This window comes from Nocardia sp. NBC_00416 (assembly GCF_036032445.1).
In the GTDB taxonomy this organism is placed as follows: Bacteria; Actinomycetota; Actinomycetes; order Mycobacteriales; family Mycobacteriaceae; genus Nocardia.
Window position 1 is genome coordinate 3,433,947 of sequence record NZ_CP107932.1, and the last position, 22,266, is coordinate 3,456,212.

Here is a 22,266-nt window from a genome sequence, read left to right on the forward strand (position 1 = left end):
GAAGGAACACTGCCGCGGCGATTTTCGCAACAACCGGACCACTGTCGCGAATACCACCCACCATACGAGGACTGCCATCGGTATTCCCAAGTGCTGGACTACAATTCACCTCACTATGGTCGGACCGAGGGGGGAGAATCGCTGTGCCCGATCACGACGCCCCACTTCATCCGGCAGATCAGGGCGCCGAGCACCGGCCACCTCGGCGTGTCGCACCCCGCCGGTACCTTGCGCGCCGGGAGACCATTTCAGTGCCGACGACCACCACGCCCGTTCGCCGGGCATCCGGGACATGCTGCACCGGTGCGTATTTCACCGCGTCGCCCGCAGGCGAAGGTCCCGGCCGCACGACCCCGGCCTTCGTGCCCGCCCAGCGCGATAGCAGCTCGCCTGCCCCGGGCAGTTCCGCTCCGATCACCGGTTCCCGGGAGAAGCGGCACCCACACTGCCGACTCGGAGTTCGGGTAGCACTCCGCGGCAACACAATCGGGATCTGCGGTCATCCACGATTACCCGGCCCCGGCTCGCGGCCCGAATCGAGCGGCCGCCTCGCGCGTTGCGGCATCCAGTGGCGTCCACTGCCGGATCCACGCCGCCGCACCGTGCCTGCCGGGTGATCCGCCACCACCGCCCTTTCCGTACTGGAGCACGCGCCCATGCCTTTTTCGTCCACCGACCACGCCGCACCCCCGATGCAGGGATCGCCCCTGGATTCCGGCGGCCACCGGGTGCCCCTGTACACCCCGGAGTTCGCCGCCGACCCGGACCGGGCCTATCGGGAGATGCGGCGCAAATTCGGGCCGCTGATTCCGGTGGAGCTGGCGCCGGACGTACCCGCGACACTGGTGGTGGGCTACCGCCACGCCTTACGAATCCTGCACGACCCCGACCATTTTCCCGCCGACCCGCGCCGCTGGCAGCGGACCGTGCCGCCGGATTGCCCGCTGCTACCGATGATGGAGTACCGTCCCAACGCGCTGCGATCGGCCGGTGCGGAGCATGCCCGGTTACGTCCGCCGATCGTCGCCGGTCTCGAGGCCGTAGACCTGCACACCCTGCGCGCCACCATCGAACGTCTGGCGGTCCCGCTGATCAACGAGTTCTGCGAGTCCGGTAGCGCGGACCTGCGCACCGAGTACGCCTTCCCGCTCACCTTCGCGACGCTGACCGAGCTGATGGGACTCTCCCCGGAAGCGGGCCGCACCGCGTTCGAGGGCATGGCCGCGATCCTGGACGCCACGTCCGCCGAGAGCGCCGCCGAGGGCAATATGCGGTTCGCCGGCGCGCTGATGGAGGTGGTCGGGCAGAAACGCACCTGCCCGGGCCGGGACGTGACCTCCCGGATGATGCAGCACGAATCCGGGCTCGACGATATGGAAATGGTGCAGCAGGCGGCCCTGGTCTACGCGGCCGGCACCGAGCCGACCACCTCGCTCATCACCACCACACTGCGGCTCATGCTCACCGACGACCGGTTCGGCGGTCATATGCTCGGCGGCTCGCTGGCGACCCGCGACGCCATCGACGAGGTGCTGTTCACCGACCCACCGCTGCCCAACTTCTGCACCTCCTACCCTCGCCAGCCGATCCTCGTCGGCAATACCTGGTTGCCCGCCGACCAACCGGTGGTGATCAGCATCGCGGCCTGCAACACCGACCCGCGGATCGCCGGCGGCGAACGTATCGGGAACCGCTCGCACCTGGCCTGGGGCCAGGGTGTGCACTCGTGCATGGCGGAGAACGTGGCGCGGATCATCGCCGGGGAGGCGGTCGACCAGCTGCTGGACGCGCTGCCCGAGATCCGGCTGGCCGTCCCCGCCGATCAGCTGACCTGGCGTCCCGGCCTGTTCCATCGCGCCCTCAGCGCGCTGCCGGTCGAGTTCCCCCCGTCCGCTCCCCTGACCCCGATGACAGGAGCAAGCCAATGAACCGGAACCGATCCTCCCTCGAGCCCCTGCCGCTCGACCCCGCCGGCGCCGATTTCCACACCGAGATCCACCGGATCCGCGCCCGCGGCCCGCTCGCCGTGATCGAACTCCCCGGCGGCGTCCCGGCGTGGTCGGTGATCGACGCGGACCTACTGCGGACCCTGTTCACCGACCCGCGGGTCTCCAAGGACGCCGGCCGCCACTGGCCCGCCATGCACACCGGCGAGATCCCGCAGGACTGGGTGATGTGGCCGTGGGTCGCCGTATCCAACCTGCTCACCGCCTACGGCGACGACCACCGCCGACTACGCAAACTCGTCGCCCCCGCCTTCACCCACCGCCGCACCGAATCGCTGCGCCCCCGCATCGAGGGCATCACCGCGGACCTGCTGAACGCCCTCGCCGCAACCCCGGCCGACGAACAGGTCGACCTGCGCGAGCGTTTCGCCACCGCACTCCCGATCAGGGTGATCGGTGAGCTGATGGGCGTCCCCGCCGAACTGTCCGCGTCCCTGCGGACCTACGCCGACGGCACCCTCGACACCACCCTCACCCCCGAGCAGTCCCAGGCCAACTTCGCCGGCCTCTACACCACCCTGCACGAACTCCTCGACTACAAACGCCGCAACCCCGGCGACGACCTGACCACCGTCCTGATGTCCACCCACGACGAGGACGGCTCGAAGCTGAGCGAACAGGAACTCGGCGACACCCTCCTGCTCATCATCGTCGCCGGCCACGAGACCACCGCGAACCTGCTCGACCACGCCGTCCACGCCCTACTCACCCATCCGGAGCAGCGGGCGGCCGCACTGTCCGGACAGCTGGCCTGGACCGACATCATCGAAGAAACCCTGCGCTGGGAACCGCCGATCGCGCACATGCCGATGCGTTTCGCCCTCGAAGACATCGACCTGCCCGGCGGGTACCGGATCGAAAAAGGCGACGCCATCCTGGCCGGGCTGGCCGGCGCGGGCCGGGACCCGAAAGTCCACCCCGGCAACCCCGACGATTTCGACCCGACCCGCCCAGCCAAGGACCACCTGGCTTTCGGGCACGGCGTCCACCACTGCCTCGGCGCACCCCTGGCCCGGCTGGAAGCCACGGTCGCGTTGCCGGCGCTGTTCGCCCGGTTCCCCGAAATGCGCCTGGCCACCACCGACCACCTGGACAACGTTCCCAGCCTGGTGACCAACGGCCATCGCACACTCCCAGTTGTCCTGTGAGACGGGTCAAGCGAGGCAGGGGTCAAGTCCGACCTGCGCCCCGCTTTCCCTGCCTGCCCCCGGCCTTGCGTGGCGAATCCACCTGCGGCGGCCATCGCGCTGGTCCCATCGTCCAAGTTCCTGATAGATCTATCCGAAAGAGTGTTCCGCGCACAGCTGAGGTCGAGGCACTGGTGGTTCTGTGTGCTCAGAGCTGCGGTCAGCTCGGTTCATGTGATGAGACATTTCAGTGAACGGACCCCCTGCGAGACCGAAGAACCCGCGTTCCCGATGACCGATATAGGTACAAACGAGGTCTCGGTCGAACATACAATCGAAACCTGTGCAAATCGCAGACGGTCTCATCGTTAGGAGAGTTTATGGCGCGAATTCGCGAGATCGTACCCGGGCAGCAGTCCATCAAGGCCCACAAGCCGGAAGACGGGGTGATCTGTCACTACAAGGTGGTCTACGACGAGGACGGCCATCCGCTACTCCATCTATCAACCTTCGGTTCTGACCGCAGAGAGTCTCCGCCGAAGAGTAGCCAGTCAATCCAACTGGATCAGCAGAACGCTGCCGAGCTGATACAGATCCTCCAGGACACATTCGACTTTCCAAGCTCCACACGGGGCTTTTCGCCCATGCCACCCGGACCATATCCCGACCTGCCGGATGCGAGCGACGAAATGGCCGACAGGCTGTTCATTCCGAAAAACTGGATTCAGCGTTGCATCGACCTACTACGCGACCGGCCCCAGCTGATATTTTATGGACCGCCCGGCACTGGAAAGACATTTATCGCAAAGGCAATTGCCGAGCATCTGTGCGGTTTCGGTAATGTGAGAATTGTTCAGTTTCACCCTTCTTATTCGTACGAAGACTTCTTCGAAGGCTACCGTCCGGCGAAATCTAGCGATGGCCAGATCTTTTATGATCTCCATTGGGGGCCACTGAGGATGGTCGCAGATGAAGCACGCCGGAATCCAGACCAGACATTCACGCTGATCGTGGATGAGATAAACCGGGGCAACCTGGCCAAGATATTCGGGGAACTCTATTATCTCCTTGAGTACCGCGAGGAGAGCATCGACCTGATGTATTCAGGCAGAACTGAGAGATTCAGCATTCCGAAGAATGTGATAATTTTGGGTACCATGAACACTGCCGATCGATCCATTGCACTGATCGATTCAGCCATGAGACGTCGTTTCGCCTTTCTTTCACTACACCCCTCAGATGACCCTGTTAAGAGCGTCCTACGAAAGTGGCTTGCCGCAGGCGGGCATCCGCATATTATTGCCGATCTAGTTGATAAGCTGAACGAGGAAATAGGCGATGAGGAGTTCAAAATAGGACCTTCCTACTTCATGAGGCCACGAGCTATAACGCAAGTAGGAATGGACATCACATGGACGACTTCGATAATTCCACTTCTCGAAGAATATCACTACGGCGACCGAAATACCGAGGTACACGAGCGGTACAGCCTCGAATCAATCCGCCGAAAGATCGGCGGCGGAGACGACAGCTCAGACGAATGATGGTTCGCCAAACTTTAGAGCTAAGGGAACACGGCTCAAAACAGGACATGACACTGACGGAACATGAATTTGAATCACTTCGAGCAACAGGACTGGTCAGCGTCAAACCAATTTCCGGTGATAAGTATTCGATCGCACCCGGACAAAAAGTTGGCTCGATTCGGGTAGGGGAAGTACAGATTTCCGTTACGCCGAAAGTGGTTGAACTGAGTCGAATAATGTTCTTTGTGAGCTACTGCATAAATCCATCCATCTGGCGTGATGAAACAGTACAGCTCGCAGAGGAGGACGGGCTTTACAGCGCAATGGGAGAATCACTGATCCGTGTGGTCTCCAAAGCCATTGAGGGAGGCCTACTTCAGGGCTACAGTAACGTTGCTGACATAATGATGACTTTTAGAGGACGAGTGGATGTGAAGGAACACATCCTGCGTCATCGCGGTAGACCCCTTCCGCTACCGATGCTGTTCGACGATTTCAGCATCGATACTGCAGACAATCAAATCATGCTGTTAGCCATATTGCGCCTCCTTGCGCTACCGGACGGCAGCGAATCTATGCGACAGAGACTCCGGCGCCTACGCGTCGCGTTCGATGGCGTAACGTCTCCTGCACACAATCATGGTCGACCGGAATGGCATCGAACTAGACTTAATTCTCGCTACCACGATGCTCTTGCATTGTCTACAACAATACTTGACGAGTGCTCCGTGGATCAGCGAAAGGGACCGGTACCCGTCTCGGGATTCATGTTCGACATGTGGAGAATTTACGAAGATTTCGTCGTATTTGCGCTCAGCAACGCTATGGCCTCGCACGGAGGTCGTGCAGATTTCCAGACCACCATATGGTTGGACGAAGACAAGCGAATCCAGATGCGCCCGGACATGCTATGGCGAAGCGCCACAGGGGATCCACTTGCCGTCGTGGACGCGAAGTACAAGGCAGAACAACCCAAGGGGTTTCCGGAACACGACGTCTACCAGATGCTCGCATACTGCACAGCTCTCGGCCTCCCAGAGGGGCATCTCGTATACGCGAAGGGAAATGAGCCGAGTCGAACACACGTGGTTGTACGGGCTGACATCGAGATACACTGTCACGCACTAGATCTGAGCCTGCATCCGGCGAAACTGCTGCAGAGAATTGGTGAACTAGCCGCATTCACGCTTCGCGACCAAACTGCACTGCCTGATCGTTTGACCTCACAGTGATCAATTAGGCGCTTCTAGAATTTAGATCCGCAGGCTATCTTGCCGCAGATCGTACTTAGCGGAATTCCGGTTTCCATCACTTCGCCAGAACGGAAAGTTGCCGAAAGGCGATGCGATATAGCCCTACCCCGCTTCCAGACCCGCAGTTCGACAACAAGTCGAACTCGACGCTCCAGTCCCACGCTACGTACAGTTCGGTACAGGCATGGCGTGGTTCACAAGAAGACCTACCGGCAAATCGCCGATAGGTCGTTCGCTTCAACTTCGGACGTACGCGGATCCGTGGTGTCAGGTGACGAAATTCTTGTTCGTCCCCGGCAGTAACCCAGCTGAACCATGCCTCCTACGGTCGCTGTTCGCGCCGGGTGATGGTCGAGGCCGCACGCCTGCGCGCCGAAATCGAGGCCGACCCCAACCGCAGACTCGGCCGCCGCCTGATCGACCGGCTACGCGCCCAGACCACGCACGCGGCCACCGTGTTCACCCTCTCCCCCGACCGGACCACCCTGTGTCCCAACGCCACATCCGGCGCGGCGGCACTCATCGCGTCCCTGCCGCTGGGCCCCGCCGACACCGTGGTCGTGCTCGACACCGAATACGCCTCCATCATCCGAGCCTGGGAGATCGCCTGCGCGAAAACTTCCGCGCAGCTGATCCAGATCCCCGTACCCCTGCCCTTCACAGGCACCGAACAACTCCTGGCCGACCTCGACGACCGCGTGCCCGGTCCGGTGAGCTACCTGCAGATCAGCCTCATCACCTCGTCGGCCGCGATCCGGCTACCCGTGCACGAGCTCTCCGAATGGGTGCACCGCCGCGGCGGCCGCCTGATCCTCGACGCCGCCCACGGCCCCGGCCATATCCCGCTCACCCCCGATATCTGGGGCGCCGCCGCGGTATTCGGCACCGTGCACAAATGGCTTCCCGCGCAACGCTCGGTCGGCTTTCTCTCACTCGCACCGGACCTCGTAGACCACGTCCGCCCCGCCGAGGTCTCACTGACCTGGGACTCCGGCGACCTGATCGAACGGTTCTCCTGGCCCGGCACCTTCGACCCCGTTCCCCGCCTCGCCCTGCACACCGCGATAGACCAGTGGGCCGCCTGGCGCGCCGACGGCCTACTCGACTCCTGCACGACCCTGGCCGAAACAGCCACCGATCTACTCACCACGACCGGCGCACGGCCGACAGCCGCCGGCGACCACCTCCCACCGCGCCTGCGCGCCTTCCTCCTCGACGATGTCACCGTCCCCGAGGTGAAATCCGCTCTGCGACTAACGGGTGTGCGAGCATGGGTGGGCCCCGGCCCGGCCGGCGAATGCCTGCTCCGGGTAGCTGTGCACATCTACAACGACCTCGCTGATCTCGAAACTCTCGCCGGACGAATCCAGGAGGTACTCCCCCGATGACCGTGCCTCTCATCCCCGACCGCCTCGACAAAGCCATCATCTTCCTGCGCGGCGAACAGGAGGGCCGGGCCTGGCTGAATGCTCTCCCCGAACGGATCGCCCACTACGCGAACACCTGGAACCTGACCCTCGACAGCATCGCCGACAGCGGCGCGATGTCCTGCTGTGTCTACTGCACGACCCCCGACAACACAGCGGCGGTACTGAAGATCCCGGTCGATCAGGAATCCGGCAGCACCGAAATGCGCCTCCTGCAACGCTGGGCGACCTCCGGCGCAGCCCCCGCGATCCTCGCCCGCGACAACGGATCCGGCGTATTCCTGATGACCCGTATCGAGCCCGGCACCATCGCTTGGCCGGTGCACAGCAGCACCGACACCGAACGATTCGGCCGCCTGCTCACCACCCTCAACGCCCCGGCCGTGCCGGAACCTCCGAACCTCAAGGATCTGTCCGAGATCGTGCACATGCGTATCGCCTGGGCCCGGGACCGATTCGCCGATCCCCGCTATGCCGAACCGATGCGGCGTTTCTCGGCACCAACCCGGCTGGCGCGGGCAGAGGAACTGGCCGCCACCCTGCTGCGAACCACCCCCACCCGTCACGTACTGCACGCCGACCTGCAGGCGAAGAACATCCTGCAGGGCCCCACCGACTGGCACACCATCGACCCACTCGGCGCGCTGGGCGATATCAACGCCGAAGCCGCACTATGGGTCGCGATCCAGGACGGGCCCTCCACCATCGCCGACCGCCTCGCCGAACTCGGCGACCACCCCCTCCTCGATCAGCGTCGGCTGCTGGCGTGGACCTACGTCCTCGCTGTCGCCGAATACCGCTCGTACCTATCGGCGTCGGCGGCGCGGATAGAACAGTTCATCGACACCACCGAGGCCGCGCCACTACTGACCGAGGCTTGACCCCGGAAGACACCGCGACGTCCGCCGGATCCTCACCGGTGGCCAGGGAAGGTCCGCGACCACGTCGCACCCCGATACGGGCCCACCGCGCTGACGGCCCGACAAGAGAGCAACCGTCGACACCTCCGAGCCGAATTTGGCACACTCTACTGGTGGATGTCACCGCCGAAACCGTTCTCCGCCAAGCGATCTTCGACCACCTCGATGAGGCGGTCGATGAGAACGGAATGATGACCAGGAACCAACTCTCCAAGTTCGAGGTCGAGGGTGAGATCTACCGACTCATCGACCACAGCCGTGGTATTCGGAATCCGAAAGATATGAACGGCACTTTGTCGATCATGTCAAACCCGAATGGAAAGTATGCAGACGAGGAGATCGGTGGCTCGCTATTTTCGTATGACTATCGTGAGGGTAGCGATGCGAACGACAATCGGAAACTTCGCCAAGCATACGATTTGAAGCTTCCATTCATACTTCTCCGGAAGATAGTGCCGAATATTTATCTACCTGTTTACCCGGTCTACGCGATAGCTGACGACAAAGAAAACCACCGGTTCTTGATTGCACTCGACGACAGTCTGCGATCCGTCGCAGATCCACTCCACCTGAACCCCGTGGAGAAGCGATACGCGGAAAGGATCACCAAACAGCGCCTCCATCAACCAGAGTTCCGAGGCAAGGTAATGGTTGCCTACAGAATTCAGTGTGCAGTATGCAATCTAAATCACCGCGAACTACTCGACGCGGCTCATATCATTTCCGATTCCAAACCGCATGGTACGGCAAACGTCGACAACGGATTGAGCCTCTGCAAGATTCACCATGCAGCTTACGATCTGAATTTCCTGGGAATTTCTCCCGACTATGAGGTGAGGATCAACGAGGATCTACTCGAGGAGAAAGATGGACCGATGCTCAAGCACGGTCTCCAGGAGATGCACGGACGGGAACTATCCGTACCTCTCAAGAATTCCGAGAAGCCCGCAAAAGAACGGCTGGCAGAACGGTACGAGGATTTCAAAAAAGCCAGTTGACGATCCCCTATGCGGCGATCTGCGCCTGGGCGCGCTGTTCTGGTCAGGGTTCGAGGTAGAGGCGCTCGCAGGGGAGGCGCGGGAGGTTCCGAGGGTGGCCGGGGAGTAGTCCAGCGGTGTGGTCGCCGTGGTGGGTTGTCCATTCTCGGAGGAAGAGGTGGGCAGCGGTGGGGTGAGCTCGGTAGTCCAGGCGAAGGCCGTGGAGGAAGACGGTGAGGTGGACGTCGGGATCGGCAGGCCGGCCAGGGTGAGCGGTCATGGTTGTGCCTCGGTGAGGCCGGTGAGCAGGCGGCGGAGTAGTGCAATCGGGGTGCCCTCGGGCGGGGTGGCAGGTTCGGCCAGGGGGTAGGGGATTCCGCGGGCCGCGGCGCGTTCGCGGGGGCTGCGGGTCGCCGGGACCAGCCTTCCAGCTTGAGTGAGGCGCATGAATGCGGTGGCTTTGCGGGGGCAGTTCAGCGGGTTACACGACCTGTGCTCCTGCATGATTCGATGTGCGTCCGAGATGCGGAGGTGATTGCCGGGTTCGCTGTGCCAGGTCTCCGGCAGCCAGGTGGATTCTGGCGCGAGGTGCGCACCAGGGCAGGTTTTCGTCCAGAGTTGTTCAGGGCAGACGGTGATGAGATCGCAGGTCTCGCAGACAGTGCCGGGTTGGTTTTCTATGTGGGCCAGGTCGGGGACGATCACGGTGGCCGTGTCGGTGGCGCGGACGATCTCGAGCACATGACCGATCGGATCGGATACCGAGTCGCGGTGCAGGCGCACTATGTAGATCAGGGTGTGACCCTGGTACCGAGCCAGCCGGCGGATGGCGTCAGCGTGGCGGGGCTGATGAGCACCGGAGAGATCGGTTCGGAGGTAACCGATCGCACGGGGGCTATGTGGGCGCAATATTGCGCTTTCCGGACGTATCGTCATTTTTTCGAACCCTTTTCGGAGATGCTGATGGGTCCGATGACCGGGGTATGACTGTTACTGCCGGGTGCGACCACGCATTCTCGGCAGTGTTTCTGAACATTTGCGGTGAAAACAATTGCGCTCGGGGAGATCCGAGGTTCCGGTCATCGGGTGGATATAGTAGACATCGAAAACTGTTCACTGAGAAGGCCATTCAGGACTATCCGTTGAGATCGCCGGGCGTCCAGTATGAGTAGGTCCAGAAAACATAGGTCCGTACTGGACCACGACGAGATAGCGAGGGTGGGCATGGCTATTGGATCGACGCTTCCGCGGCGCGCTTTGGGTCGACGGCTTCGCGAACTGCGGTTCCAATCGAAGAAAAGTCAGTTGGCCGCGGGTTTGGCGATCGAGGTGTCCAAGCAAGGGATCGGGCGGTTGGAAGAGGGGCAGCCGGTTCGAATCAGTACCGCACAGTTCCGGGATCTCCTGGAGTTCTATGGGGCCGATGACGAAGTACGGGATGAAGTGTTGGGCCTCATCCAAGAGGTGAAGGTGGCGAAGGGAGATCCGTCGCGCGGGTGGTGGCGCACCTACGCCGATGTGGTGAATCCACACTTCGACCACTTCATGAGTCTCGAGCAGGCATGCTCCCAGATGACCGCATTCCAGCTGACGCTATTGCCCGGGCTGGTGCAGACCGCCGAGTATCGCCGGTGGCTGGTCCGGACGGCCGACCCCGAGATGTCGGCGGTGGATGTCGACAGGCGACTGGAGCTGATGGAGAGGCGCCAACGGAGACTTGATGCGGACCAGGGGTTTACAGTCGATGTGCTGCTATCTGAAGCAGCGTTGCGGCATCAGGTAGGCGGACGTCATGTGATGGCTGGTCAAGCTCGGCATCTGGTCGATCTGGGAAGGCTGCCGAATGTTTCCATCCGGGTCATTCCGTTCGGGATCGGCGGGCACTCTGGACTGATAGTTCAGTCGTTTACTATGTTCGAGTTCCCCGCCCTGCGTGCAGCCCGCGCCCCGGAACCGCCGGTAGTGTTCGTGGAAGGCTTCACGGGCGCGTTGTTCTTGGAGGACGACAGCGCGATCGAACGCCACAGGCAGGCATTGGCAGATCTTCACGAGGTAGCGTTGAGTGCCGACGACAGTGGGCGCCTGATGCAGGAGATCGCAGAGGAGTTTGCCGCGTGACCAGGGATCTAACCGGCGCGAGCTGGTTCAAGAGCAGCTACAGCCAGCCGAGCGGGGATTGCGTGGAGGTCGCGCACACGACCCATGCAGTCGGTGTTCGGGATTCGAAGAACCCCACTGGTCCCGCGCTCGTTTTCGCGCCGGCTGAGTGGGATGCATTCCTCCGGAAGATCTCGTCCAATAGCTGAATCGCTGCCATCTCGAACCGGCCGCCGCGCAGGTCATTCGACCTCACCCACCCAGTTCCGGACGAACCGAGAACAGGTTGGCCGAGCAAAAGCGGCGCCGCCCTTGTCCGGGCAGCGCCGCCGTTGGTTGGTTCCGCGATTCTCGGAGTCGGGTCAGGTGTCGATGACCTGGGTTCCACCCGCGGCGTTGTCGTGCCAACCCTGCTTCGTCGGGCTCCCTTGCACCGTCACCGCGATGGCGATCGCCGCCACGAACCACAGCAACCCGCCCACCCACGGGATCAGGTTGAGCAGCATGTAGGCGTTGCGGATCGACGAGTCCTTGAGGCTCGGTTTCGGCGCCCCACCCGACCCGTTGACGTGCAGCCCGAGGAGTTTCTTGCCCGGTGTGGACCCCGAGGACACCTCGAAGAGCACGAAGTAGAGCCAGCCGAAGGCGGCGCCGGGGAGTACCGAGACCCAGTCGGGGGTGTCCCAGACCGAGCCGAGGAGCCAGAAGAAGAGGGCGCCGATGATGCCCGCGATGATCCAGTCGATGAACCTGGCCACGGCGCGTTTTCCGAGGCCACCCGGTTTGATGCTGGTCGTCTGGCCGTAAGTCGGTTCGAATCCACCAGTGGTCATGACGGCCTACCTCTCTAAGGGGATAGATGTGGTCCGCGGAGGCCGTGGCGAAGGCGAAGGTATCGCATCATGACGGCCTACCTCTCGAAGTAGATACATGTGGTCCGCGGAGGCCGCAGCGAAGGCGCAGGTATCGCATCACGCCTCCTGGCGAACGCTGTGCGGCTCGGTTGCCTGTCAGGTGCTGGTCACGGCATGTCGACCACCAAGGATGACATATGTGCAGGTGTCGGCGGTGCGTTCGACACTGATTCGTGTCCAACCCGAGTTATGGGTTCAACCTGGCAGATCCGGGAATCGACTGGTCTACCGGCCGCGGAAGGAAAGAAAGGAGTCGTGCTGGCGGGATCTGTTTGCTGTCCGATTGCGAGGAGCTTCTCCGGGCGCACGACCGGTCGGGTCAACGGCTCAGGGTCGCGGGGGTCAGGTCGGCGAGGCGACGGGCGTCCCGCCCGAAATGCGCCTGATCCGTGTAGCCGGTCGAGGCGGCGACCAGCGACAGCGGCAGCTCCGGCTCGGCGCGCATCAGTTCGATCGCCCGCTGGAGGCGGCCGACCAGTTGCACGGTCTTGGGGCGGAGGCCGGCTTCGGTTTCCACGAGGCGACGCAGGTGGCGGGGTGTGAGGGCGAGATGATCGGCCAGGGTCTCGATGCCGACGGGACTGCCGGCCAGCGCGGCTACGGCGGCGGAGACCCGGGGGTCGATGCGCAGGCGAGGCCACAGCGTGCGGGCGAGGGATTCGCCGAAGCGGCCTTCGGCGAGGCTGTCGGTCAATGTCCGGGCGATACGGCTGGGCAGCAGATCGTCCAGCGCGACCTTGGCGTCTCGTAGATCGGACCCTTCGGCTCCGGTCACGGCACGCAACGCGGCAGTGTGGATTCGCGCGCCGCGCAGGACGGTGCCGGGCGGGAGTTCCGGCAGGTCGACGGTGGTGGCGGGGCCGACCAGCCACTGGTCGCCGGTGCTGCTGACGATGAAGTCGGCGTGATTGTCGGGAATGATCCGCGCGACTCCCCCGCCGCTGTGATGTGCCCATACGCAGACGAAACCGGATCCGGCGCCGACGAAGCGGACCTCCCGGTACTGGCTGCCGTCGTGTCCGTTTCGTACAAGACCCTCGGCGGTCCGGTCGATATCGTCCGAACCGTGGATTGCCTCATGTTTCGCGATGGAGTGGGCCGCGACGCCGCGCGCCTGCATATCGCACCGTCCTCGTTCGCCGTCGTTGATTCGCACAGTACGCCGGGCTGTAGCGAGTGCCCAGGTCCTCGATGACCACCCTGCTGCACCCCGCCGACGCGGCGTACCTCTTCCCCGTCACCACGACATCGCACTACGAACGAAAGGCGCACTCATGACCGTCTCTCTCGATCTCATCGGGATCGTCACCACCGACCTCACCCGCTCGCTCGCCTTCTACCGTCTTCTCGGCGTCGAGACGCCGGCGGTCGGCGGCACCGAACCCCATGTCGAGGCCGTACTTCCGAACGGTTTACGGCTCGCCTGGGACACGCTCGACACCATCCGGAGTTTCGATCCCGAATTCACCCCGGCAGCCGGCGGACATCCGGTGGCTCTGGCGTTCGCGACCGCGAGCCCGGCCGATGTCGACACGTTGTACAAGGCGGTCGTCGCGGCGGGGTTCCATGGGCACAAGGAGCCGTGGGACGCCGTCTGGGGACAGCGGTATGCCGTGGTCCACGATCCGGACGGCAATACCGTCGATCTCTTCGCGCCCCTGCCATCGTGACCGGTTCCGGGCGGAAGCGATCGGGTTACAGGTTCAGCCTGGCCATCGGGCTGAAGGTGACCGGTAGCTCGGCCAGGGCACGGTGGAACGGGCCCGGCCGCCAGGCCGGCACCCCTCCCGGCAGCGCGGGCTCCATTTCCGGGAGCGCGTCGAGGAGCTGGTCGATGGCGTTCTGCGCGATCACATAGGACAGCGATCGGGCGGGGCAGGCGTGCCCGCCGATGCCCCAGGCGAGGTGGGAACGGTTGCCGGTCCGGTTCTCGGCGCGGATCGCGGGATCGTTGTTGCACGCGGCCATGCTGACCAGGACGGGTTGGTGGGCGGGCAACCAGACGTCGTCGACGAGCACGGGGTGGCGGGGGTAGGTGATGAGGAAGTTCGCCAGGGGCGGGTCGTTGAACAGGACCTCGTCCAGCGCGTCCAGGGTGGACAGGCTGCCGCCGAGCACGCTGCCGCCGAAACGGTCGTCGGTCAGGATGAGGAGCAGGGTGTTGGCGATCAGGTTCTGCTGGAATTCGATACCCGCGCCGTAATGGCCGGCCACCTGATGGACCATCTCGGCTTCGTCGAGTGCGGCGGGATGCCGCAGCAGCTCCGAGGTGATGTCGTTACCGGGTTCGGTCCGCTTGAGGGCCACCAGTTCCAGCATCGCCGCGCTGATCATCTGGTTGCCCTGCTCGGCGTCGATACCCTCGACGAGTGCGGCCATACCGGTGGCGACGCGCTGCCCGATCTCGGCCGGGCAGCCGAGCAGGGCATTGACGAGGCCGAAGGTCAGCGGAAAGGCGTACTGGCCGATGAGGTCGGCGGCGCCGGTTTCGCAGAAGCTGTTGATCAGCGGGATCGCCGCCTTCTCCACCGTCGCGTGCAGCGCGTGCAGATCCACGGCGCCGATACTGGCGGTGATGGCCTCCCGGTAACGCTGGAAATCGGCGCCGGTATTACGGCTGGCGGTGGGGCGCCACTCCATGATCGGCAGAACGGGGCATTCGGCGGGGATGTCTTTCTGCCAGGCGCGGGGGTCGGCGGGGAAACGATCCGGGTCGTTGAGGACGCGCAGCGCGGTGCTGTACCCGACGACCAGCGTCGCGGGTATGCCCGGGGCCAGCTCCACGGGGGCCAGCGAACCCCATTTACTGCGCATTTCGCGGTAGGCGCGGTGCGGGTCGGCGGCGAATTCCGGCGAGTGCAGGGCTACCCGCCCATCATCGGAATCGATCCACCCGCGGCGGGCGCTCGCGCCAGGTGGCGGGAATTGCGCGGGATTCCGCTGCGCCAATATTTCTGTCCTAACCGCTTGTCTTGCCACACATATCGGCTCACCGGTGACCGACTCGGCGATGGTGTCACCATCCGGGCGGGGCGACCAGTGCAAATAGTGCCGGGGTGCGGGCGAACCGTGCCAAAGTCTCACGCGTGATCCGCCGACGCCGAGTTCAGCGGCGGTACGCGGTATTCGAGACCCGATACGGGACCGCGGAGCGGGCTATCGTCATCAACAATCGGCCGCCGGGGCCTATCGGGCGGCCTCATGTTCCGATTAGGTGCGGTTGCCAGTGGATACGGTGGAAAGCGTTTCGTTCCCGAATTTCATGCTGGCCCATTCCGGGCTGAACGGGGCGGCGCGGCGACTGCTCGCTCGCGCGACCGACCTGCCGGAATGGGTGCTGGACAGCCCGGACACCATGGTGCCCAGCGATCATCAGCTACGTCTGTGGGAACAGCTCGAGCACGAACTCGACGACCCGGATGTGGCGCTGCGTATCGGCGCGACGAACACATTGGGGCATTTCGGCGTGCACGACTACCTGTTCAGCACGGCCCCCACCCTCGCCGACGGGCTGGCCCGCTCCGAAGAATTCGCGGACCTGATCACCACCAATGTGGGATTCGCGGTGCTCGGCGACTCCGAGGACGAGGCGAACGCGGATATCCGGCTGCTGAACGGGCTGGGACGCGGGCGGCAACTGGCCACCCAGTTCGCGCTGGCGGCGGTGGTGACCCGGGCGCGCAACGCCACCGGGCGTGATGTCCGTCCGATCCGGCTCCGGTTCCGGCAGCCCGCACCGCGGCGCCACGACGGCTTCGTCGAGATGTTCGGCACGCGCCGGGTGGATTTCTGGGCGCCCACCGACCAGATCACGTTCCGCGCAGCGGATCTGGCGTTACCGCTGCGCACCGCAGACCCGGCGCTCGCCGCGATCCTGCGCCGAGCCGTGCCCGCGCTGCCGCCGCCGCTGCGGCTCGAGGTCAGCTGGTCCGGTCAGGTGCACCAGGCGCTCACCGTCCTGCTGCGCGACGGCCGGGTGACCATCGATCGGGCCGCGCACTATATGGCGATGAGCCGGCGGAGCCTGCAACGCCGGCTCGCCGACGAAGGCACAACCTGGACGCGTGAACTCGACCGTGCCCGGGCCGCGGTGGTGGAGCAGCGCCTGCACCTCGGCCCGGGCGAGACGCAGGCGGCGCTGGCCAGACGGATCGGCTATTCCGATGCGGGAGCGCTGCGCCGGGCCCGTCAGCGATGGTCCGCGCGGGCATGACGCGGACCTCGGTCCGCACCCGAGAGCGCGTGGGCGCCACGGGCAGACGAGCGCAATAGTGCCAACCACCGAGCGGATCGCGCCAGCTTGCGCGGGCACCGACCTCCTCGATCCGGGCATACCCGCAGCTGACGACGCCGATCAGCGCGATCTCCCAAGTCCGAGTCCGGTTTTCACTCGCCCCGCCGACGACGCCGCTGCCGCATACTTCCGATCCGTCAGGCGGCCCCGAGTCGCGACCAGCGGAGGAAGGCGACCGGATGAGCGAGACGGCGACCAGCGGCCCGGCCGGCGGAATACTGCCCGGGGTACTGAAACTGGGCGGACATGTCCTGAAGGAGAAGATCCTCCGGCCCGGCGACATCGCGATTCCGATGCGGAAGGACGAGGTGAGCGCGGCATGGCTCACCGAGGTGCTGGCGACCGGGAGTCCCGGCGCGGAAGTCGAATCGTTCGACCTCACCGATGTCGACACCGGGACCACCAGCCGGTGGAAGGCCACGATCCGCTACAACGAGGCGGGCCGGGCGGCGAACCTGCCCGAGCAGCTGTTCGCCAAGACGACACTGACTTTCACTCAGCGGTTGACTCAGTATCTGGCGCACGCCCTGCCCGGGGAGCCCGGGTTCTTCCAGTACTTGCGCCCGGAACTCGATATCGAGGCCCCCCGCGGCTATTTCGGCGCGGCCGACACGCGGACCGGGCGGTCGCTCACCTTGCTCGAGGATGTCGGCGTGACCCGGGATGCCCGGTTCTGCACTCCGCTCGATCGTGTGACGCTGGAACAGATGCGGGATCTGCTGGCGAATATGGCCCGCTGGCACGGCCACTACTGGAAATCGCCGGAACTGGGCACGCGCGACTGGTTGAAGACGCCGGACGCGCACTTCCGCAATTTCGACCGGCTGCTGGGGATGAAGAAACGGGCGACGGTCGGCCTGCGCCGTGCACCCGAACTGGTGCCCGACACCCTGCCGCCGGTACAGGATCAGCTCTACGACGCGTGCGGCCGTGCACTGCTGATCGCCCAGCAGGGTCCGCAGACGCTGCTGCACGGCGACCCCCACATCGGCAACGCCTATGTGTGCGGGGACGGCCGGATGGGCTTCACCGACTGGCAGCTGGTGATGCGCGGCAGCTGGGCGTTCGACGTCGCCTACACGATCACCTCCGGGCTGGAGGTCGAGGACCGCCGGAACTGGGAGCGCGAACTGCTCACCTTCTATATCGACCGCCTGCACGCGGCGGGCGGGCCCGCCCTGTCCTTCGACGGCACCTGGCTCGCCTACCGGCAGCAGTGCCTCTACCCCTACTTCGCCTGGATGATCACCATCGGCCGCAGTGCGCTCATGCCGAAATTCCAGCCCGACGACGTCTGCCGCGCGATCGTGCACCGCACCGCCACCGCGATCATGGACCTGGATGCGCTGCAGGCGGTCGGCAGCTGAGTTACCCGGCCCGCACCAGCCGCCACAGCGAGGTGACTTCGCGGCCGCGGGCCTCGTGGAGTGCGTCGGAAGTGTCGGTGGCACGCGGGTGCCGCGGGGACGTGTCGTAGCGGTCGGCGACGCGCAGACCGGCGCCGGCGATGGCGCCGAGAAGTTCGTCGCGGGTCCGCAATCGGAGATGCTCGGCGAGATCGGACAGGATCAGCCAGCCCTCACCTGCCGGGGTGAGGTGGTCGGTGAGTCCGTCCAGGAAGCGGTGCAGCATATCCGAGCCGGGGTCGTAGATGCCGAGTTCCAGAGCCGAGGTCGGGTGCGCGGGCAACCAGGGCGGATTGCACACGACCAGGTCGGCCTGCCCGGACGGCCACAGGTCGGCCGCCTCGACCCGGACGCGGTCGGCCAGGCCGAGGCGGCCCATATTCGCGCGGGCGCACGCCACCGCACGCGGGTTGATATCGGTGGCCACCACCTGCCGCGCCCCGCGCCGGGCGAGGACCGCGGCGAGCACTCCGGTCCCGGTGCCGAGATCGAACACGACGGGCGGTGCGTCGCCCGGCGGGAACGGCGCCCGGGCGACGAGATCGACGTATTCGCCGCGGACCGGCGAGAAGACACCGTAGGCGGGGTGGATCCGGGCCTCCAGCGCGGGAATGTCCACGCCCTTCTGATGCCATTGGTAGGCGCTGAGCACGCCGAGGAGTTCGGGCAGCGAAACGCAGGTCCGCCCGGTATCGCCGACGGCCGCGGTCCCGTACGCGTGGTCGCAGGCCGCCCGCACTTCGGGCGCCCGGCGCAACGACAGCGACCGGTCCGGCTCCAGCAGGATCAGCAGCCGCCCGAGCAGTTCGGCGCGCTCGGCGCGCGCACTGCGGTGGCGGTGGAACAGCGCCGCCGTGTCCCCTCCGGTGGGGCCGCGCCCGGCGCTGCGCTTCAGCCGCCGGTCCAGTGCGCTCATGAGCTGGCGGGCATTGTGGAAGTCGCCACGCCACAGCAGACCCGTTCCGGCGCGAATCATGCGGTGCGCGGACTGGGCGGAGGTGCGATCGTCGACGACCACCACACGATCGGGCGGCGCTGCCGAATTCTCGGAATGCCAATGGGCGGAGCAGGATTCATCGTTCTCGGTCCAGCTGATCGTGCACATCACGTACTCCTCTGCGGGGGGCGAAGGCATCCGAGGTCGGCGATGCTCCGATTCGGGAGTACGACAGATCTACGCGCTGATCAGCGGGGCAGGACAGGTCACTTCCGCATCGAAACGCGGGAGCGGTGTACTCCTACTACCCGGCCCGTGATCACGACCGATCCCTCCGTCGTATCCACTCATCCTCGCACGGGGTCGCACCCGGTCGGACAGCGACTCCGGACGGCGACGTTCGCCCGCGTATCGGTCCTGGCGGGTTCGGGGGCGGATCCGAGTTCGGTCACGCTCTGGGCGTCCGGGCGAGGAAACGGTCGCTCGTGTGGCGTGTCTCGATCACCTTCTCCGGTTCGACGAAACCGTGCCCTCCACAGCGACACCCGGCCGTCGCGCCGCGGATCGGCTCGTCGAACTACAGCGGGTGAAGTCGGACGTGGCGGCACAGTCCGCCGCGGCACAGTTCAGACTGGAGTCGGGTCGGCGTGCCCGCGCCGACCGACCCGGTGTCCGAGGAGTGACCGTCATGGCCTGGAGTACCCGTCAGCTCGCCGAGCTCGCCGGCACGAGTCTGCGGGCGGTCCGGCACTACCACGAAGTGGGGCTGCTCGACGAACCCGAACGGGCGTCGAACGGGTACAAGCGTTACGGCGTGGCCCACCTGGTTCGGCTGCTGCGGATCAAACGCCTGACCGATCTCGGATTCTCGCTGTCGCAGATCGCCGAACTGGGCGACGCCGACGAACACCCGGAGGAGGCGTTGCGCGCGCTGGACGCCGAACTGGCCGGCACCATCGAACGGCTCCAGCGGGTGCGGGTCGAACTCGCGGTCATCCTGCGCCAGGGCGCACCGACCGATCTACCGCCCGAACTCGCGTCCGCGAGCGCCCGGTTCTCCGAAGCCGACCGGGCGTTCATCGTCGTCATGACCCGTGTCCTGGGGCCCAAGGGACTCGACGCCTGGCGCGAGATGCTGCTGGCCTACCATGCGGACCCCGTCGCCGACGAGTTCGACGACCTGCCCGCCGACGCCGATGAGCGGACCCGCCAGGACCTGGCCGAACGCTTCGCCCCGCACGCCCGCGACCTCGCCGCCGCGCACCCCGGGCTCCACGATGTGGACGACGCGCCGGGCGGCCCCCGGTTCGTGTCCGAGACCATCGGAATGGCGCTCGTCGACCTCTACAACCCGGCCCAGATCGATGTGCTGCGACGCATGGCGCCCATGCTCGAAGCCGACGGCTCCTGACCGGCCGAGATACCGGTCACCGATCGTCGGCCCGGTCGCCGATACCGCCGGGCGGGTGCCGTCCCGGCCCGGAAGTCGGGTGTGGAACCGGCCCGAATCCGCTATCGCGCGCCGAGAGCGGCGAACGTCATCCGCATCCACGGGATCCAGATGCCCGCGCCCGTTTCCCGTTCCCAGAGCGCGGACATGGCTGGTGGGTCGGCGGCCCGGCCGGACTCATCGGTCCGGCAGCGGAGGACATGCGCACGACACAGCAAAGGGGCCCCTCCGCGCGAACACGGAAGGACCCCTTTCGGCGCTGGATCAGCGCACCGCTCAGGCGGTTTCGGTGATCGGCCGGTCCACCCAGCTCATGAGATCGCGCAGCTTCTTGCCGGTGACCTCGATCGGGTGCTCGGCGTTCTGCTTGCGCAGGCCCTCGAGCTCCTTGTTACCGCCGTCGACATTGGCGACCAGGCGCTTGACGAAGGTGCCGTCCTGGATGTCCTTGAGGATGTCCTGCATCCGCTTCTTGGTGTCGGCATCGATGACCCGCGGGCCCGACAGATAGCCGCCGAATTCGGCGGTATCGGAAACCGAGTAGTTCATGCGGGCGATACCGCCCTCGTACATCAGGTCCACGATCAGCTTCAGCTCGTGCAGCACCTCGAAGTAGGCCATCTCCGGCGCGTAACCGGCCTCGACCATCACCTCGAAGCCGGTCTTGACCAGCTCTTCGGTGCCACCGCAGAGGACGGCCTGCTCACCGAACAGGTCGGTCTCGGTCTCTTCCTTGAAGGTGGTCTTGATGACGCCGGCGCGGGTGCCGCCGATGCCCTTCGCGTAGGACAGGGCCAGCGCCTGGCCTTCGCCGGTCGGGTCCTGATCGATGGCGATCAGGGCGGGCACGCCCTTGCCGTCGACGAACTGACGGCGCACGAGGTGGCCGGGGCCCTTCGGAGCGACCATGCCGACGGTGACGCCGGCCGGGGCCTTGATCAGGCCGAAGTGGATGTTGAGGCCGTGCCCGAAGAACAGGGCGTCGCCGTCGTTCAGGTTGGGCTCGATCTCATTGGTGAAGATCGAGGCCTGCGCGGTGTCGGGGGCGAGCAGCATGATGACGTCGGCCCACTCCGAAACCTCTGCGGGGGTGCCGACGGTCAGGCCGGCCTCCTCGGCCTTTGCCCGCGACTTGGAGCCTTCCTTGAGGCCGATACGGACCTCGACGCCGGAATCGCGCAGGCTCAGCGAATGCGCGTGCCCCTGGCTGCCGTAGCCGATCACCGCGACCTTGCGGCCCTGGATGATCGACAGATCGGCGTCGTCGTCGTAGAACATCTCGACTGCCACTTGGTGGTATCCCTTCTGACTATTTCGAACCCGCGAAACGCGGGAAACGCGTAAACGAGGCACGTGCGGCGGACGGGCGCGGGTGCGCCCGTCCGCGGGTTCAACGGGTGGCGGTGATGGACTTCGGTCCGCGGCCCACGGCCACCACCCCGGATTGCACTATCTCCCGGATGCCGTACGGCTCGAGCATGCGCAGCAGCGCGTCCAGCTTGGACCGGGTGCCGGTCGCCTCGACGGTGAGCGCGTCGGGCGAGACGTCGATGACCTTGGCGCGGAACAGGTTGACCGATTCGATCACCTGGGTGCGCACACTGGCGTCGGCGCGGACCTTCACCAGGATCAGTTCGCGGGCCACGGAGCTGTCCGGGTCCTGTTCGACGATCTTGATCACGTTCACCAGCTTGTTGAGCTGTTTGGTGACCTGTTCGAGCGGCAGATCGTCGACGGTGACCACGATGGTCATCCGGGAGATCTCCTTGACCTCGGTGGCGCCCACCGCCAGGGATTCGATATTGAATCCGCGGCGCGAGAACAGGCTGGCCACCCGGGCCAGCACACCAGGCTTGTCCTCGACCAGAACGCTGAGGGTGTGGGTGGTGCTCATGCTGTGTCCTTTCGGGCATGTCCGGGCGCCTGCGTGGT

Annotated in this window: 21 protein-coding genes; 14 read left to right on the plus strand and 7 right to left on the minus strand. The window is 65.1% G+C overall.

Translation table 11 applies throughout. The features are described 5' to 3' along the window. Positions 1 to 656: 656 nt before the first annotated feature. The 7 genes from OG804_RS14455 to OG804_RS14485 all read left to right on the plus strand — a co-directional run bounded on the left by OG804_RS14455 (position 657) and on the right by OG804_RS14485 (position 9,257). Complete coding sequence (locus OG804_RS14455) at positions 657 to 1,928, plus strand: cytochrome P450 (protein WP_328397739.1); 1,272 nt, start codon at positions 657 to 659, stop codon at positions 1,926 to 1,928. Beyond that, complete coding sequence (locus tag OG804_RS14460) at positions 1,925 to 3,154, plus strand: cytochrome P450 family protein (protein ID WP_328397741.1); 1,230 nt, start codon at positions 1,925 to 1,927, stop codon at positions 3,152 to 3,154. The genes OG804_RS14455 and OG804_RS14460 overlap by 4 nt, the downstream gene beginning before the upstream one ends. A gap of 359 nt (positions 3,155 to 3,513) precedes the next feature. After that, complete coding sequence (locus OG804_RS14465; RefSeq protein ID WP_328397743.1) at positions 3,514 to 4,677, plus strand: McrB family protein; 1,164 nt, start codon at positions 3,514 to 3,516, stop codon at positions 4,675 to 4,677. Further along, positions 4,674 to 5,891 carry an McrC family protein gene (locus OG804_RS14470; protein ID WP_328397745.1) on the plus strand — a complete coding sequence of 406 codons (1,218 nt, stop codon included), beginning with the start codon at positions 4,674 to 4,676 and terminating at the stop codon, positions 5,889 to 5,891. Before OG804_RS14465 ends, OG804_RS14470 begins: the two co-directional genes overlap by 4 nt. A gap of 368 nt (positions 5,892 to 6,259) precedes the next feature. Next, on the plus strand, positions 6,260 to 7,300 hold the full coding sequence (locus OG804_RS14475) for an aminotransferase class V-fold PLP-dependent enzyme (RefSeq protein ID WP_328397747.1): 1,041 nt from the start codon (positions 6,260 to 6,262) through the stop codon (positions 7,298 to 7,300). Continuing rightward, entirely contained in the window at positions 7,297 to 8,220 is a 924-nt protein-coding gene (locus OG804_RS14480; RefSeq protein ID WP_328397749.1) for an aminoglycoside phosphotransferase family protein, read from the plus strand. Before OG804_RS14475 ends, OG804_RS14480 begins: the two co-directional genes overlap by 4 nt. Before the next feature lie 152 nt (positions 8,221 to 8,372). After that, entirely contained in the window at positions 8,373 to 9,257 is an 885-nt protein-coding gene (locus OG804_RS14485) for an HNH endonuclease (protein ID WP_328397751.1), read from the plus strand. Positions 9,258 to 9,512: 255 nt separating this feature from the next. On the opposite strand, the gene OG804_RS14490 is transcribed toward OG804_RS14485, so the two are convergent. Continuing rightward, positions 9,513 to 9,977, minus strand: a complete 465-nt coding sequence (locus OG804_RS14490) for a hypothetical protein (protein WP_328397753.1) — start codon at positions 9,975 to 9,977, stop codon at positions 9,513 to 9,515. Between OG804_RS14490 and OG804_RS14495 the strand changes: the two genes are divergently transcribed. The 3 genes from OG804_RS14495 (at position 9,978) to OG804_RS14505 (ending at position 11,542) form a co-directional block, all read left to right on the plus strand. Further along, a complete protein-coding gene (locus OG804_RS14495; RefSeq protein ID WP_328397755.1) occupies positions 9,978 to 10,223 on the plus strand; it encodes a hypothetical protein in 246 nt (81 codons plus the stop codon). It abuts the gene before it with no gap. 237 nt (positions 10,224 to 10,460) lie between these two features. Next, a complete protein-coding gene (locus OG804_RS14500) occupies positions 10,461 to 11,354 on the plus strand; it encodes a helix-turn-helix domain-containing protein (RefSeq protein WP_328397757.1) in 894 nt (297 codons plus the stop codon). Continuing rightward, complete coding sequence (locus OG804_RS14505) at positions 11,351 to 11,542, plus strand: DUF397 domain-containing protein (protein WP_328397759.1); 192 nt, start codon at positions 11,351 to 11,353, stop codon at positions 11,540 to 11,542. Before OG804_RS14500 ends, OG804_RS14505 begins: the two co-directional genes overlap by 4 nt. A gap of 153 nt (positions 11,543 to 11,695) precedes the next feature. On the opposite strand, the gene OG804_RS14510 is transcribed toward OG804_RS14505, so the two are convergent. Further along, on the minus strand, positions 11,696 to 12,166 hold the full coding sequence (locus tag OG804_RS14510) for an RDD family protein (RefSeq protein ID WP_328397761.1): 471 nt from the start codon (positions 12,164 to 12,166) through the stop codon (positions 11,696 to 11,698). Positions 12,167 to 12,566: 400 nt separating this feature from the next. Then, on the minus strand, positions 12,567 to 13,367 hold the full coding sequence (locus tag OG804_RS14515; RefSeq protein ID WP_328397763.1) for a helix-turn-helix transcriptional regulator: 801 nt from the start codon (positions 13,365 to 13,367) through the stop codon (positions 12,567 to 12,569). Between the two features lie 154 nt (positions 13,368 to 13,521). On the opposite strand from OG804_RS14515, the gene OG804_RS14520 reads away from it, so the two are divergent. Continuing rightward, positions 13,522 to 13,917 (plus strand): VOC family protein, encoded by a 396-nt coding sequence (locus OG804_RS14520; protein WP_328397765.1) that lies wholly within the window; start codon positions 13,522 to 13,524, stop codon positions 13,915 to 13,917. A 25-nt stretch (positions 13,918 to 13,942) separates the two neighbouring features. Here OG804_RS14520 and OG804_RS14525 read toward each other — a convergent pair whose 3' ends face one another. Then, complete coding sequence (locus OG804_RS14525; protein WP_328397767.1) at positions 13,943 to 15,196, minus strand: cytochrome P450; 1,254 nt, start codon at positions 15,194 to 15,196, stop codon at positions 13,943 to 13,945. A gap of 265 nt (positions 15,197 to 15,461) precedes the next feature. Here OG804_RS14525 and OG804_RS14530 point away from each other — a divergent pair, with 265 nt between their 5' ends. Together OG804_RS14530 and OG804_RS14535 are read left to right on the plus strand one after the other, a co-directional pair. Then, entirely contained in the window at positions 15,462 to 16,460 is a 999-nt protein-coding gene (locus tag OG804_RS14530; protein WP_328397768.1) for an AraC family transcriptional regulator ligand-binding domain-containing protein, read from the plus strand. A gap of 260 nt (positions 16,461 to 16,720) precedes the next feature. Further along, on the plus strand, positions 16,721 to 17,908 hold the full coding sequence (locus OG804_RS14535; RefSeq protein WP_328397769.1) for a phosphotransferase: 1,188 nt from the start codon (positions 16,721 to 16,723) through the stop codon (positions 17,906 to 17,908). A gap of 1 nt (position 17,909) precedes the next feature. Here the strand turns inward: OG804_RS14535 and OG804_RS14540 are convergent, their stop codons facing one another. Continuing rightward, entirely contained in the window at positions 17,910 to 19,052 is a 1,143-nt protein-coding gene (locus OG804_RS14540; protein WP_328397770.1) for a class I SAM-dependent methyltransferase, read from the minus strand. A 520-nt stretch (positions 19,053 to 19,572) separates the two neighbouring features. On the opposite strand from OG804_RS14540, the gene OG804_RS14545 reads away from it, so the two are divergent. Then, complete coding sequence (locus OG804_RS14545) at positions 19,573 to 20,295, plus strand: MerR family transcriptional regulator (protein WP_328397772.1); 723 nt, start codon at positions 19,573 to 19,575, stop codon at positions 20,293 to 20,295. A gap of 315 nt (positions 20,296 to 20,610) precedes the next feature. On the opposite strand, the gene ilvC is transcribed toward OG804_RS14545, so the two are convergent. Both ilvC and ilvN read right to left on the minus strand, forming a co-directional pair. After that, on the minus strand, positions 20,611 to 21,687 hold the full coding sequence (gene ilvC, locus OG804_RS14550; protein WP_328397774.1) for a ketol-acid reductoisomerase: 1,077 nt from the start codon (positions 21,685 to 21,687) through the stop codon (positions 20,611 to 20,613). 37 nt (positions 21,688 to 21,724) lie between these two features. After that, complete coding sequence (gene ilvN, locus OG804_RS14555; RefSeq protein WP_328397776.1) at positions 21,725 to 22,228, minus strand: acetolactate synthase small subunit; 504 nt, start codon at positions 22,226 to 22,228, stop codon at positions 21,725 to 21,727. Between the last annotated feature and the right edge of the window lie 38 nt (positions 22,229 to 22,266).

Coding starts and splice junctions, on each gene's coding strand:
- OG804_RS14455 (WP_328397739.1), top strand. CDS start 657: ATGCCTTTTTCGTCCACCGACCACGCCGCACCCCCGATGCAGGGATCG.
- OG804_RS14460 (WP_328397741.1), top strand. CDS start 1,925: ATGAACCGGAACCGATCCTCCCTCGAGCCCCTGCCGCTCGACCCCGCC.
- OG804_RS14465 (WP_328397743.1), top strand. CDS start 3,514: ATGGCGCGAATTCGCGAGATCGTACCCGGGCAGCAGTCCATCAAGGCC.
- OG804_RS14470 (WP_328397745.1), top strand. CDS start 4,674: ATGATGGTTCGCCAAACTTTAGAGCTAAGGGAACACGGCTCAAAACAG.
- OG804_RS14475 (WP_328397747.1), top strand. CDS start 6,260: ATGGTCGAGGCCGCACGCCTGCGCGCCGAAATCGAGGCCGACCCCAAC.
- OG804_RS14480 (WP_328397749.1), top strand. CDS start 7,297: ATGACCGTGCCTCTCATCCCCGACCGCCTCGACAAAGCCATCATCTTC.
- OG804_RS14495 (WP_328397755.1), top strand. CDS start 9,978: ATGACCGATCGGATCGGATACCGAGTCGCGGTGCAGGCGCACTATGTA.
- OG804_RS14500 (WP_328397757.1), top strand. CDS start 10,461: ATGGCTATTGGATCGACGCTTCCGCGGCGCGCTTTGGGTCGACGGCTT.
- OG804_RS14510 (WP_328397761.1), bottom strand. CDS start 12,166: ATGACCACTGGTGGATTCGAACCGACTTACGGCCAGACGACCAGCATC.
- OG804_RS14515 (WP_328397763.1), bottom strand. CDS start 13,367: ATGCAGGCGCGCGGCGTCGCGGCCCACTCCATCGCGAAACATGAGGCA.
- OG804_RS14520 (WP_328397765.1), top strand. CDS start 13,522: ATGACCGTCTCTCTCGATCTCATCGGGATCGTCACCACCGACCTCACC.
- OG804_RS14535 (WP_328397769.1), top strand. CDS start 16,721: ATGAGCGAGACGGCGACCAGCGGCCCGGCCGGCGGAATACTGCCCGGG.
- OG804_RS14540 (WP_328397770.1), bottom strand. CDS start 19,052: ATGTGCACGATCAGCTGGACCGAGAACGATGAATCCTGCTCCGCCCAT.
- OG804_RS14545 (WP_328397772.1), top strand. CDS start 19,573: ATGGCCTGGAGTACCCGTCAGCTCGCCGAGCTCGCCGGCACGAGTCTG.
- ilvN (WP_328397776.1), bottom strand. CDS start 22,228: ATGAGCACCACCCACACCCTCAGCGTTCTGGTCGAGGACAAGCCTGGT.